This is a genomic window from Mycolicibacterium canariasense (assembly GCF_002101555.1).
GTDB classification, from domain to species: Bacteria; Actinomycetota; Actinomycetes; order Mycobacteriales; family Mycobacteriaceae; genus Mycobacterium; species Mycobacterium canariasense.
On sequence record NZ_LQOL01000042.1, the window covers coordinates 233,801 to 246,789 of the forward strand.

12 protein-coding genes and 2 pseudogenes are annotated in these 12,989 nt (G+C 67.8%); 7 read left to right on the forward strand and 7 right to left on the reverse strand.

All coding sequences use genetic code 11. The annotated features are described in order from the left end of the window. Positions 1-9: 9 nt before the first annotated feature. Positions 10-1,656 carry a fatty-acid--CoA ligase FadD5 gene (gene fadD5, locus AWB94_RS10380; protein ID WP_062660393.1) on the reverse strand — a complete coding sequence of 549 codons (1,647 nt, stop codon included), beginning with the start codon at positions 1,654-1,656 and terminating at the stop codon, positions 10-12. Positions 1,657-1,789: 133 nt separating this feature from the next. On the opposite strand from fadD5, the pseudogene AWB94_RS10385 reads away from it, so the two are divergent. Continuing rightward, positions 1,790-2,472, forward strand: a pseudogene (locus tag AWB94_RS10385) (GntR family transcriptional regulator). Positions 2,473-2,539: 67 nt separating this feature from the next. On the opposite strand, the gene AWB94_RS10390 reads toward AWB94_RS10385, so the two are convergent. Further along, complete coding sequence (locus AWB94_RS10390; protein ID WP_062660394.1) at positions 2,540-2,980, reverse strand: SRPBCC family protein; 441 nt, start codon at positions 2,978-2,980, stop codon at positions 2,540-2,542. Positions 2,981-3,057: 77 nt separating this feature from the next. On the opposite strand from AWB94_RS10390, the gene AWB94_RS10395 reads away from it, so the two are divergent. Then, a complete protein-coding gene (locus AWB94_RS10395; protein ID WP_062660485.1) occupies positions 3,058-3,954 on the forward strand; it encodes a D-2-hydroxyacid dehydrogenase family protein in 897 nt (298 codons plus the stop codon). On the opposite strand, the gene AWB94_RS10400 is transcribed toward AWB94_RS10395, so the two are convergent. Beyond that, entirely contained in the window at positions 3,931-4,374 is a 444-nt protein-coding gene (locus tag AWB94_RS10400) for an acyl-CoA thioesterase (RefSeq protein ID WP_062660395.1), read from the reverse strand. The genes AWB94_RS10395 and AWB94_RS10400 overlap by 24 nt on opposite strands. A gap of 26 nt (positions 4,375-4,400) precedes the next feature. On the opposite strand from AWB94_RS10400, the gene AWB94_RS10405 reads away from it, so the two are divergent. Beyond that, positions 4,401-5,486, forward strand: coding sequence for an alcohol dehydrogenase catalytic domain-containing protein (locus tag AWB94_RS10405; RefSeq protein WP_062660396.1), 1,086 nt, complete (start codon positions 4,401-4,403; stop codon positions 5,484-5,486). A 4-nt stretch (positions 5,487-5,490) separates the two neighbouring features. Here AWB94_RS10405 and AWB94_RS10410 read toward each other — a convergent pair whose 3' ends face one another. Then, positions 5,491-7,203, reverse strand: coding sequence for an acyl-CoA dehydrogenase (locus AWB94_RS10410; RefSeq protein ID WP_062660397.1), 1,713 nt, complete (start codon positions 7,201-7,203; stop codon positions 5,491-5,493). A 10-nt stretch (positions 7,204-7,213) separates the two neighbouring features. After that, positions 7,214-8,101 carry a sigma-70 family RNA polymerase sigma factor gene (locus AWB94_RS10415; protein ID WP_062660398.1) on the reverse strand — a complete coding sequence of 296 codons (888 nt, stop codon included), beginning with the start codon at positions 8,099-8,101 and terminating at the stop codon, positions 7,214-7,216. 81 nt (positions 8,102-8,182) lie between these two features. Here AWB94_RS10415 and AWB94_RS10420 point away from each other — a divergent pair, with 81 nt between their 5' ends. Then, entirely contained in the window at positions 8,183-8,563 is a 381-nt protein-coding gene (locus AWB94_RS10420; RefSeq protein ID WP_062660399.1) for a DoxX family protein, read from the forward strand. Positions 8,564-8,570: 7 nt separating this feature from the next. Here AWB94_RS10420 and AWB94_RS10425 read toward each other — a convergent pair whose 3' ends face one another. Further along, complete coding sequence (locus tag AWB94_RS10425; protein WP_062660400.1) at positions 8,571-9,347, reverse strand: SDR family oxidoreductase; 777 nt, start codon at positions 9,345-9,347, stop codon at positions 8,571-8,573. Next, positions 9,340-9,981: a TetR/AcrR family transcriptional regulator gene (locus tag AWB94_RS10430; RefSeq protein ID WP_062660401.1), complete on the reverse strand. Its 642-nt coding sequence runs from the start codon at positions 9,979-9,981 to the stop codon at positions 9,340-9,342. The genes AWB94_RS10425 and AWB94_RS10430 overlap by 8 nt, the downstream gene beginning before the upstream one ends. Before the next feature lie 140 nt (positions 9,982-10,121). Here AWB94_RS10430 and AWB94_RS34115 point away from each other — a divergent pair, with 140 nt between their 5' ends. The 3 genes and pseudogenes from AWB94_RS34115 (at position 10,122) to AWB94_RS10440 (ending at position 12,932) form a co-directional block, all read left to right on the forward strand. Then, positions 10,122-10,232, forward strand: a complete 111-nt coding sequence (locus AWB94_RS34115) for a hypothetical protein (RefSeq protein WP_019514171.1) — start codon at positions 10,122-10,124, stop codon at positions 10,230-10,232. 468 nt (positions 10,233-10,700) lie between these two features. Beyond that, a pseudogene (locus AWB94_RS36185) lies at positions 10,701-11,258 on the forward strand (serine/threonine-protein kinase); the annotation flags it as partial. Positions 11,259-11,924: 666 nt separating this feature from the next. Continuing rightward, positions 11,925-12,932, forward strand: coding sequence for a magnesium transporter CorA family protein (locus tag AWB94_RS10440; protein WP_062660486.1), 1,008 nt, complete (start codon positions 11,925-11,927; stop codon positions 12,930-12,932). The last annotated feature ends 57 nt before the right edge of the window (positions 12,933-12,989 follow it).

Genomic DNA, 12,989 nt, shown 5'->3' on the forward strand with positions numbered 1-12,989 from the left:
GCCGACCGGTTACCTTACCGAAGTCGCGTTAGAAACCGTTGCCGCAGTAGAACTTTCGTCGGCGTCAACGACGTTTTCGATACCGAACAGTGCACGCAGCTCTGTTTTCAGCACTTTGCCCGACGGATTGCGGGGCAATGCGTCGACGATCTCCAGCGCCTTGGGATGCTTGTAGCGAGCTAACCGATCGCTGAGAAAATCATCGAGTTCGGCCAGCGTCAACCGGGCCTCGGCGACCGCACCGAGGGCTACCACGGCGACGGGCACCTCGCCCCACTTGGGGTGCGGCCTGCCGATCACCGCGACCTCGGCGATGGCCGGGTGACCGGCCAAAACGTTCTCCACCTCGGCACAGTAGATGTTCTCGCCGCCGGAGATGATCATGTCCTTCTTACGATCGACCACCCAGACGTAACCCTCGTCGTCCTGCCGCACCAGGTCACCGGAGTGGAACCAGCCACCGGCGAACGCCTCCGCGGTGGCCTTCGGGTTGTTCCAATAGCCCGCCATCAGCGTGGGTGCGCGGTACACGATCTCGCCGACCTGCCCGCGCGGCACGTCGTTCATATCCTCGTCGACCACCCGGGCCGAGACCGTCGGGATCACCCGGCCGACCGAGCCGAGTTTGCGAATTGCATCCTGCCCCAACAACATACAGGTGACGGGCGACATCTCGGTCTGCCCGAACGCGGCCAGGATGTTCGCGCCGGGGAACGTCTCGGCCATCTCGCGCAGCAACGTATCGGATGCCGGGGCCGCACCCCAGGACAGCACCCGCAGCCGGAGGTCGCGCGGCTTGGCCCGCTGCGCGGCGCAGACCGCCTGCCACTGCGCCGGAACCAAGAAGATCCCGGTGACCTTCTCGGCTTCGAGCACGTCCAGCAGGGCACCGGGATCGAACGCGCCGAGCGGATAGAGCACCGTCGGCAAGCCCAGCAGCAGGCCGGTGATCATGTTGCCGATCCCGGCGATGTGGAACAGCGGGACACCGATGAAGCCGATGTCGTTGTTGAGGTCGGCGCCGCTGGTGAACAGATGGGTCAGCGCCTGCCCGGCGATGTTGGTGTGGGTGAGCACCGCGCCCTTGGGTCGCCCGGTGGTGCCCGAGGTGTACATGATCAGCGCCGGGGAGTCGTTGGGGATGTCCACCGGCGCGGGAGCCGCACCCGGCTCGGCGACCAGGTCCTCGTAGCCTTCGAGGTTGGGAAGATCGTCGGTCGCGCCGGCGACGATGACCGTGGCCAGCGTCGGGTCGAGCGCACGTACCGCCACCGCGACCGGCGCCAGCACCGATTCCGTGATGACCACCCGGGCTTCGCAATCGCCGACCAGGAAGGCGATCTCCGGCGGGGTCATCCGGAAGTTCACCGGCACCGCGATGGCGCCCAGCCGGTTGGCGGCCAGGACGGACTCGATGAACTCGGTGCGGTTGAGCATCAGCACCAGCACCCGATCGCCGAACTGCACGCCTCGGCGCTGCAGGGCCCCGGCCAGCGCCGTCACCCGTCGATCCAGCTCACCCCAGGTGGTGGTGTGGCCCAGGTAGCGCAACGCCGTCTGATCAGGCTGCATCAGCGCGTGCCGGGCCAGCTGGTTGGTCCAGTTCTGTCGACGGGCGAGATACGGCTGATCGGTGGGCAGCGGCTGAGTGGTCAACGGGAGAGCCTTTTCAGTCGTGGAGTTGCGCGTCCGTGATATTTGATCAAATCTTGTGTCGCCGCGGTCACACTATGACGAGAATGGCGTGCGGACAAACTTCCGACTTTGTGAAAGGCAGCGCGCCCCGACCGTGAACGCACCCGCCACACCCGCGCCCATCAGCCGGCGCGAACAGCTGTCCGACGAAGTGGCCGCCCATATCTGCGGGCGGCCATCATGTCGGGCACCTTGCGGCCCGGCACCTTCGTGCGCCTGGACGAGACGGCGGCCCGGCTGGGCGTGAGCATCACGCCGGTGCGCGAGGCGTTGCGCACCCTGCGCGGCGAGGGCATGGTGCAGCTGGAACCGCACCGCGGGCACGTGGTGTCACCGTTCACCCGTGACGACATCGCCGACATCTTCTGGTTGCAGGCAACCATCGCGACCGAGATCTCGGCGTCGGCCGCCGCCCGGATCACCGAGGACCAGATCGACGAGCTGTCCCGGCTGACCGACGCGCTGTCCGAGGCCGTCGACTCCGGGGACGCCGAATCGATCGCTCTGGCGGAGTTCGCCTTTCACCGCGCCTTCAACCGGTCCGCCGGCCGCATCAAGCTGGCCTGGTTTCTCCTGCACGCCGCGCGCTACCTGCCGCCCAATCTGTACGCCGCCGACCCGTCCTGGGGTGCCGACGCGGTGGACAACCATCGCCAGCTGGTGGCCGCGCTGCGCCGCCGCGACGCGGACGAGGTGGTACGGCTGACCCGCAACCAGTTCTCCGACGGCGCCCGCCGGCTGACCCGGCGGCTGGACGAACTCGGCCTCTGGACCTAGCCCGCCCAATTGATCAAACGGGCGCGAAAGTGCGAGAAGAAATCGGCGAAACGTCGAACTCGGCGTGTCAGGCGCCCAGTTCCTCGGCGCGCTTCTTGAGGTTGCCGGCCAAGTGCTCCAGCGCGTCGTTGGCGATTTTCTTGACCATCATCGACGGGACGCCGGGCATCGACACCTCGACGTCCATGTCGACGGTCAGCAGGGATGTCGCCCCCATCTCGACGACCGAGAACAGCTGCTCCTGCTTGGAAAAGATGTCCCCCTGCTGCAGCACGGTCTGGATCTGGTTTTCGCCCGGGTAGTAGACGGCCTGGATGAAGGTGCTGTCCATGCCCTGGACCTTGGTGTCCAGCCGGAGCTGGCTGGGCCGCCCGTCCTCGTATCGCGCGAGAATCCAGAGACCTGTGATCTCCTCGTTCCACTGCGGATACGCCTCGAAGTCGGCGACGATCGCCATGATCGCCGCGGCGGAGGCGGTGACCTCTTCGGTCTTGCTCACGATGGGCATCGGGCGATTCTATAAGGGCCGTGAGCACACCGATCCGGGTCGCCGTCCTCGACGACTACCAGAACGTCGCCCTGCAGATGGCCGACTGGTCGTCCGTCACCTCGCGCGCCGAGGTGACGGTCTTCGACGATCATCTGGCCGATGAGGCGGCGCTGATCACCCGGTTGGCGCCGTTCGACGTGTTGTTCGTGATGCGTGAGCGAACCCCGTTGCCGCGCAGCGTCCTCACCCGGCTGCCGCGGTTACGGATGATCGCCTCGACCGGCAACGCGAACGCGTCGATCGACATGGCCGCGGCCGCCGAGCTCGGCATCGAGGTCAGCCACACCGGCGGCTCCGTGGCATCGACGGTGGAGCTCACCTGGGCGCTGATCCTGGCGACGGCCCGCAACCTGGTTGCCGAGAGCCGGGCAGTCGCCGAGGGCGGTTGGCAGCTCGGGGTGGGTCGCGAACTCGAGGGCCGCGTACTCGGTGTGCTGGGCCTGGGGCGGATCGGGCCGCGGGTGGCGCGGATCGGCGCGGCCTTCGGCATGGAGGTGGTGGCGTGGAGCACCAACATGACGCCCGAGGCGGCCGCCGAGGCCGGCGCCCGGTACCTGTCGCGTGACGAGTTCTTCGGCACCGTCGACGTGCTGACGGTGCACCTGAAACTCGGTGACCGGTCCCGTGGCCTGATCGGCGCCGCCGAACTCGCGGCGATGAAACCGACCGCCTTGTTGGTCAACACGTCCCGGGGCCCGATCGTCGACGAGGCGGCGTTGATCGATGCGCTGCGCTCCGGCTCGATCGCCGGGGCGGGGCTGGACGTGTTCGACACCGAACCGCTGCCGCTCGGGCACCCATTGCGGGACATGCCCGGTGTGGTCACCACCCCGCATCTCGGCTATGTCGCCGACCGGCCGTACCGGATCTTCTTCTCCGACGGTGTCGCGGCGATCGCGCGGTGGTTGTCAGACCACGGCGCCGCTGAGTAGCTCCCGGATGGCCTCCGGGATGGGCACCGGCCTGCGGGTGTCGCGGTCGACGTAGACGTGCACCCAGGAGCCGACCGCGGCGAGCCGCGAATCAGACCCCGCGGCCAAGGGTTGGCCGTCTTCGAACAGCGCGGTGCGATAGGTGACGCTGCTGGTGCCCAACCGGGTGACGGCCAGCCCGACCACCAGGGCCGCCGGGAACTTCAGCTCGGCGAAGTACCGGCACCCCGATTCGGCGACCACACCCAGCCACGGTGCCGTCATCGCGTCGATGCCGGTGCCCGTGCCGATCCAGGCGTTGATGGCCGTGTCGAACAGTTCGTAGTACACCGCGTTGTTGAGGTGCCCGAACATGTCGTTGTCGGTCCAGCGGGTCTGCACCGGCCAGTGCACCGGAAAGTCGGCACTCGTCAGGTCCATGGCGGCCAGTCTGTCAGGCTGGAGGGATGAGGATTCGTGGTGCCGTGCTGGAGACCATCGGGGCGCCCGCCCCCTACGCCGAGTCGCGACCGCTGCGGGTCACCGAACTGGACCTGGCCGATCCCGGCGACGGTGAGCTGCTGGTGCGGATCGAGGCGGCCGGGCTGTGCCATTCCGACCTATCGGTGGTGGACGGTAATCGGGTCCGGCCGGTGCCGATGCTGCTGGGGCATGAGGCCGCGGGTGTGATCGAGAAGGTCGGCGGCACATCGGATCTGCGCGCGGGGCAACGAGTGGTGATGACATTCCTGCCGCGCTGCGGGCAGTGCAGCGCCTGCGCGACGGACGGGCTGGCGCCGTGCATCCCCGGCAGCGCCGCCAACGGGGCGGGCACGCTGCTGTCCGGGGCGATCCGGCTCGGTGACGGTGTGCTGCACCATCTCGGCGTGTCCGGGTTCGCCACCCATGCCGTGGTGGACCGGCGGTCGGTGGTGCCGGTTGACGACGATGTCCCGCCGGTGGTGGCATCGCTGTTGGGGTGCGCGGTACTCACCGGCGGTGGTGCGGTGCTCAACGCCGGGCGGCCCGCGCCGGGCCAGACGGTGGCCGTCGTCGGGATGGGCGGCGTCGGGATGGCGGCGATGCTCACCGCGCTCGCGCACGACGACGTGCGGGTGACCGCGGTGGATCGGTTGCCCGAGAAGCTGTCTCGCGCACGCGAGCTCGGCGCCCACGAGACCTACGCGCCCGAGGACGCATCCGGGGTGAAGGCCGAGGTGGTGATCGAGGCCGTCGGGCATCCCGCGGCACTGGAAACCGCCGTCGGGCTGACCGCGCCGGGCGGCAAGACCATCACCGTCGGGCTGCCGCGCCCGGACGCGCGCATCAGCTTGTCGCCGTTGGCCCTGGTGGCCGAAGGCCGGTCGCTGATCGGCAGCTATCTGGGGTCGGCGGTGCCGGCCCGCGACATCCCGCGGTTCGTCGAGCTGTGGCGGGCCGGCCGGCTGCCGGTGGAGACGCTGGTGTCCTCGATGATCACCCTCGATCAGATCAATGCCGCGATGGACGCGCTGGCCGACGGGACGGCCGTGCGGCAGATCATCGAGTTCTAGCCGGTCAGAACCACTCGTCCCGCATGTCCAGCGTGGTGCGGTCCAGGCTGGCCAGCAGATCCAGTTGCGGTGCCGTCTTGGGTAGTTCGTAGCGGTAGAAGTACTGGGCGGCTTGGCGTTTCCCGTCGTAGAAGTCGCCGTGCTTGCCGTCGGCCGCCAGGAACTGTTCCAGCCAGATCCAGGCGATGACGATATGCCCGAACGCCTCAAGATAGATGGCACTGTTGGCCATCGCGGCCTCGATGTCACCGGAGGCGAACATGCCGCCGGTCACCTCGACCAGCCGCTGCCACGCCGCGTCGAGCTGGGCACCGAATTCGTGATCACCGGCGGCCGCCACCGTCGCCGCGATACGCTCGGACAGGGCCGCCATACTGGCCCCTTCGCGCTGAGTCACCTTGCGTCCCAACAGGTCCAAACTCTGGATGCCGTGCGTTCCCTCGTGGATGGGGTTCAGTCGATTGTCCCGGTAGTGCTGTTCGACGTCGTACTCGCGGGTGTAGCCGTAGCCGCCGAGCACCTGGATCGCCAGGTTGTTGGCCTCCAGGCACCACTGCGACGGCCAACTCTTGGCCACCGGGGTCAAGATGTCCAACAGGTCGGTTTCCTCGGTGTCGACCAGCCGCGCACAATACAGCGCCAACCCCAACGCGCCCTCCACATAGGCCTTCTGCGCCAACAGCATCCGCTTCACATCGGCATGGGCGATGATCGGCACCTGCGGAGTGGACGGATCCTTGACCAGTCGGCCCTGCGGGCGTTCCCTGGCATACTCCAGTGATTTCAGGTAGCCGGTGTAGCCGAGCGACACCGCACCCATGCCGACGGCCAGGCGCGCCTCGTTCATCATGTGGAACATGTAGACGATGCCGCGGTGCGGCTCCCCGACCAGATAGCCTTCGGCGCCGTCGAAGTTCAGCACCGTGTTGGTGATGCCGCGCTGGCCCATCTTGTGGTTGAGCCCCGAGATCGCGACGTTGTTTCGGGCCCCGATCGACCCGTCCGCATCGACCAGGAATTTGGGCACGATGAACAGCGAGATGCCCTTGGTACCCGCCGGCCCACCGGGAATCTTGGCCAGCACCAGATTGACGATGTTGTCGGTGAGTTCGTGCTCGGCACCGGAGATCCACATCTTGGTGCCGTGCAGCCGGTACGTGCCGTCAGCCTGAGGTTCGGCGCGGGTGGTGATATCGGCCAGCGAGGACCCGGCCTGGGTCTCCGACAGCGCCATGGTGCCGGTGAACCGACCGGCGAGCATCGGCTGGACCCACGTCGAAATCTGTTCTGGTGTACCGAATTTGGCGATCAGATTGGCGTTGGCGATGGTCAGCATCAGGTACCCGGAGGTGCTGACATTGGCCGCCGAGATCCAGGCGAACCCGGCCTGGGCGACCGTCGCGGGCAACTGTGCGCCGCCGAGTTCGGTGTCGAAGCCCATCCCGACCAGGTCCGCCTTGGCGAACGCCTGCAGCGCTTCCTTCACCTCCGGGATGACCGTCACCGTGGTGCCGTCGAAGGTGGGTTCGTGGACGTCGCTACGCTTGTTGTGCGGGGCGAAGTAGCGTTCGGCCAGCTGCTCGCACAGGTCGAGCACGCCGTCGAAGGTCTCGCGGGAATGCTCGGCGAACCGGGGCCGGGAGGTCAGCTCGTCGACCCGAAGCCATTCGTAGAGCAGGAAATCGAGGTCACGCCGAGACAGGATGGTCGACTTCATGTCGCCAAGGTTAGTCGTCACCCGCAGACAACCCGGGCGGCAGTGACAGCTGCGCCAACCGGACGGGGTCGACGATGGACACGATGCCGACCATCCGGCCGTTCGAGACGGTGCACGCCATGACGCCCACCGGCCGGCCCGACGGTCCCCAGGCCAGGATGCCCGGCTCGCCGTTGACCAGGACGCGCCGAGCGACGACGCGTGATCGGTGGCCGCGGCGGGCCGCGTCGACGATCTCGGCCGGCCCGGTTCCGGCGGTCAGACCGCGGGCCGTGTAGCGCTGCCACCTGATGTCCGGGTCCAGCACGCGCAGCAGGGCGTCGAAGTCGCCGTCCCGGGCGGCAGCCAGGAAAGCATCGACCACGCGGCGCTGCTCATACCGGCGCCGGTCGGTGCTGGGCGGCGGCAGGTCCTGCACCTTCCGCCGCGCCCGGCTGGCCAGCATCTTGACGGCGTCGGTCGATTTGTCCAGGATCTGGCCGATCTCGGCGAACGGCACGGCGAACATGTCGTGCAGCACGAAGGCCAGCCGTTCCTCCGGGCGCAGCGATCCCAGCACGATGAGGAGCGCCAGGCCGACGGAATCGGCCTGCACCGCGGACTCCTCCGGCGTCTCGACATCCGCGGTGACCACGAGTTCGGGGATGCCGGCTTCGAACGCGACCTCGGGCCGGCTCGTGCGCGACCGCAGGATGTCGATGCAGATGCGGCCGACGACGGTGGTCAGCCACCCGGCGAGGTTCTCAATTTCCACCGCGTCCTGCCGCGACAGCCGCAGCCAGGCTTCCTGGACGGCGTCCTCGGCATCCGACGGTGAACCCAGCACCCGCCGTGCGACCGCGAGCAGTCGGGGTCGCTGCTGCTCGAAAATCTCCGCCAGTTCGGTGTTGGCCGTCATGCGTTACCTCTCGTCGTGCGGATCCGTCACAAGGGTGACGAGTCGGCACGGGCCGACGTAACCACGAAAGGACGAGCATCCATGAACACCACGCTGTGGATCATCACCGGCCTCGCCGCCACCGCCTATCTGGCGGGCGGCGCCACCCTGCTGCTGGCATCGCGGCAGCGGTACCGGGCGCTGGCCGCCAGCCAGCACTGGGTCGACGACTTCGGCGACGGTCAGCTCAAGGTGATCGGGGCGATCAAGCTGGCCGGTGCGATCGGTCTGGTGCTGCCCGGCTTGCTGGGCGTCGCGCCGGTGCTGACACCGGTCGCCGCCTGTGGTCTGGCACTGTTCATGGCCGGAGCGGCGACCACCCGCTTTCGTCGCGGCGAATGGCTGTACCTGGCCGGCGATATCGTCTTTCTCGGGGTCTTCGTGCTGCTGGCGTGGGGCCGGTTCCAGCTGCCCGTCGGTTGAGCGGATGTCAGCGGATGGTGCTCACGCCGCCGTCGACCGGGATCACCGCGCCGGTGATGTAACTGCTGGCCCGGCTGGCCAAGAACACCGCGATACCGGCCATGTCGTCGGGCTGCCCGACCCGGCCCAGCGGCAGCAGCGAGCCCACCGCCTCTTCCCCGGCCGCCAGCATCACCTTCGTCATCCGGGACGGAAACAGCCCGGGGGCAATGGCATTCACCAGGATCTTGGGGGCCAACTCACCGGCCAGATGCTTGGTCAGCATGTGCACGGCCGCCTTGCTGGCGCTGTAGGAGAAGTTGCCCCTGCCCTTCTCCGGTACCAGGAACCCGTCGATGCTGCCGGTGTTGATCACCCGGGCCGGGTCATCCTCGGTGGCGGCGGCGGTCAGAAGCGGCACCAGCGCGCGGGTCAGCAGGAAGACGCCCTTGACGTTGACATCGAAGACCTTGTCGAACCCGGACTCCGGGAACTCGTCGAACGGTGCACCCCAGGCCGCGCCCGCGTTGTTGAACAGCAGGTGCACGGCGTCCTCTTTCGCGGTCACCGCGGCGGTCAGGGCCTGCACCCCCTCGGCGGTGCCCAGGTCGGCGGGGATGCCCTCGACGGTGCCCAGCGGCGCCAATTCGGCCACCACGGCGTCCAATTCGGCCGCCTTGCGGGCCGCCAGATACACCTTCGCCGCACCGGACTGCAGCAGCCCGCGCGCGATCATCACGCCGATACCGCGCCCGCCGCCGGTGACCACGGCGACCTTGCCGTCGATCCGGAACAGGTCACTCATGGCTGGCACCGCCCAGCGGCCCCTCGGTGCGGACCGCTTCGTCGCGGATCAATCCGCGCAGGAGGGCGGTGCTGAATTCCACCGCGATCTCCTGGGCGGTACGGCGGCCGTGCGGGCGCAGCCAGCGGTAGGCGCCGAGCGTCATCCCGATGTAGCCGAGGGCCAGCACATGCGAATCGCAGTCGTAGAACTCGCCGCTGGCGATGCCCCGGTCGATCACGTCGCGCACGTGCTCGTAGACGGTGGCCTCGGCCTTGCGAATGTATTCGACCTGTTCCTCGGTGAACCACTCGGTGATGTACGGGCCCTCCTGGAAGTAGACGGCCGCCGCCTCCAGATCGTTGGCGATGCCGGTCAGCAGTCGCCGGGTGAAGTGATAGATGGTCTCGCGGGCGGGCGCGCTCGAGTCGTCGTGCAGCGCGTCGACGGTGAAATCGGCGGTGCGCTTGTAGATGTCCCAGAGGATCAGGGACTTGCTGGCGTAGTAGTGGTAGACCGTGGCCTTGTTCAACCCGACGGCGTCGGCGACGTCATCCATCCGGGTGCCGTGGTATCCGCGGGCGGCGAAGAGCTTGGCGGCGACGGCCAGCAACTCTTCCCGCCGGGAGGACCCGTTGGTGGATTCCGTGGACATGACAACTCACTATCTGCAGACCGGGCGAACCGGGGACCAATCAACTGGTTGGCCAGTCTAGGCAATCGCGCGGTTCGGATGTCAGACCCGGGCACAATCGCGTTACACTCGACCAAACGAGGCCAGGCTGGGGAGGCACTATGGATCCGAATCCGGATTACGACATCAGCGACGAGGGTGAGTTCTTCTTCAGCTGGCTGGCCTGGGGTCTGCGCGGCGTGTACCCGCCCCCGGCGTACCCCCCGGTCTAGGTCGATCCACCAAAAAGGCACCCGCCGCGGCGGGTGCCTTTTTTGCTGCGATTTGTGGAGCCGCGTCGACGCGGGTCAGGACGGCGCGGCACCGACCGCCTCGTCCGGGGTGATATCGACGAAAACCGACACGTTCTCCCTGAACTCTCCATGCACCGAAGCGAATTGACGACGCGCTCGTACGACAGCAGTGCGGTGTCAGGTCCACGCTGCCCTTCTATACGGCGACGGGAACGCGTGGTGAATGGCTGCGCTCACAGCGAGTTGTAAGCGCGCGTGCCGGTGCGCCCGGCCGCCCGCGGCATTCACAGACTTCCGCGTCGACCCGCCAGATGCGGAGGTCTGCGTTTTACCCTGCGACAATTCGGCAACAATGAGCTGAGGGACGGTAGGAGGCGACCTTTGTCGATAGCGCCCGGTGAGCGGTTCGCCGGTTACACCATCGTGCGTCTTCTCGGCTCCGGCGGCATGGGCGAGGTCTATCTGGCCCAGCATCCACGGCTACCGCGCCAGGATGCCATCAAGGTGCTGCGCAAGGACGTCAGCGCTGACACCGAATACCGGGCCCGCTTCGACCGGGAAGCCGACTTCGCCGCCGACCTCATGCACCCGAGCATTGTGCGGGTGTACGACCGCGGAGAGCACGACGGGCAGTTGTGGATTTCGATGGAGTACGTCGAGGGCACCGACGCCGGCCAACTGCTGCGCGAGCGCGGTGCCCTGCCCGGCGGGGAAGCGCTGCACATCGTCGGCGCGGTGGCCGATGCCCTGGACTACGCGCATCAGCGCAAGCTGCTGCATCGCGATATCAAGCCCGCCAACATCCTGCTCACCGATATCGGCGCCGAGTGGCCCCGCGTGCTGCTGGCCGATTTCGGTATCGCGCGCCGGATGGGCGACACCACGCGGCTGACCGCGACCAGCATGACCGTCGGCACCGTGGCCTACGCCGCCCCCGAACAGCTGATGGGCGCCGACGTCGACGGTCGAGCTGACCAATACTCGCTTGCGGCAACGGCTTTCGAGCTGTTGACCGGCACACCGCCGTATCTGCACGACAACCCGGCCGCGGTGATCAGCCAGCACATCACCGCCCCTCCGCCGGCGATCGCCGGCCGGCGACCAGACCTCGCCGAGCTGGACCCGGTGCTCTCGCGCGCACTGGCCAAAGCACCCGGTGACCGCTTCGACACCTGCGCGGAGTTCGCTGCCGCGCTGCGGGCCAGCATCGGCACCCCCGCCGATCTCACGATGCCGGCGCACGTCTACCGCAAACCCGAGACCGCGACCCGGACCAACCGCGCCCGGCTGGCGGTGGCCGCCGTGGCCGTGCTGGTCGCGGCCGGGGTGGCACTGGCCGCCTATCTGATGAGCCAGCGGCAGCCCGACAACCACCGCACCGCTGCACCCGCTGTACCGGTCGTCCTCATCGGTGCGGACTGTGCCACCCTCGGCGCGGCAGGTCAGAGCGGCACCGGCGAGAAGGCCTACTGCGCCCGGCTCCCCAGCACCGGCGACACCATGTGGTCGCTGTATTCCGGCACCGTGCCGGCCCCGGTGGCTCCGCCGGCGGCCATCGACCGGGTCTACCCACCCGGGATCGAACAGCAGGTACAGGTGTGTGTCGCCGAAACCCATCAGGACCGCGACCTGCCGGGAGAACGTCCGGCGCGGGAATCTGGTGGGACCGCCATGACGCAGGTGCGAGGCCGGATCTGGCGCGACGGCAATCCCGTCGACGGTTTCACGTTCTCGGCGATCTCCGACTGTCTGGCCGCCGAGGACACCCTGGTGTGGGCCGACATCTACGACCCCGACCACGAGTCCCTGCGCCGGTTGGCCGAGGAGCTCGGGCTCAACATCTGGGCGGTCGAGGACGCCATGGCACCGATGGAGCGCACCAAGGCGTCGGTCTACCACACCCACACCTTCTTCACGGTGTATGCGGTGGACACCGTCGAGCCCGACGACGACACCACCGCCACCCTGGTCAAACACCGGATCTCGGCGTTCGTGCTGCCGCGCGGACTGATCACGGTACGGCTCCCGCCGATCGGCGCCGACGGCGCCGCCGACCTCGACATGGAAGAGGTGTCACAGCGCTTCGACGAATTGGGCGGGCAGGAGCACGGCGTCGGTGCCCTGGTGCACGGCCTGCTGGACGTGGTGGTGGACGGGCATTTCGAGGCGGTGCAGGCCCTCGACGACGCGATCGAATCACTCGAGGACGAACTGTTCGACGAACGCGGCCCCCGGCACGGGCTGCAACGGCGGACCTTCCGTATGCGCAAGGACCTGGTCCAGTTGCGGCGCGTGGTGCTACCGATGCGCGAGGTCGTCAGCACCATCCAGCACCGCCGGTTGGACTCCAGGACGGCACCCGAACTGGACCCGCTGTACGCGGACCTGTACGACCACGTCCTGCGCGCCTCGGAGTGGACCGAATCCCTGCGCGACATGGTCACCACCGTCTTCGAAACCAACCTGTCCCTGCAGGATGCCCGGCTGAACACGGTGATGAAGAAGCTCACCGGCTGGGCGGCCATCATCGCGGTGCCGACCGCCATCACCGGCTTCTACGGTCAGAACGTCAGCTATCCCGGGATCAACACCGTCGTCGGGTTCATCGCCAGCTCGACGTTGATCGTCGTGCTGGTCGTCCTGCTCTACGTCATGTTCAAACGCCGCGACTGGCTGTGAACATTCGTTCACCGCTTCAGGGGTGGGCAACGCCGACCCGGCCCGTGGATGCGAGAC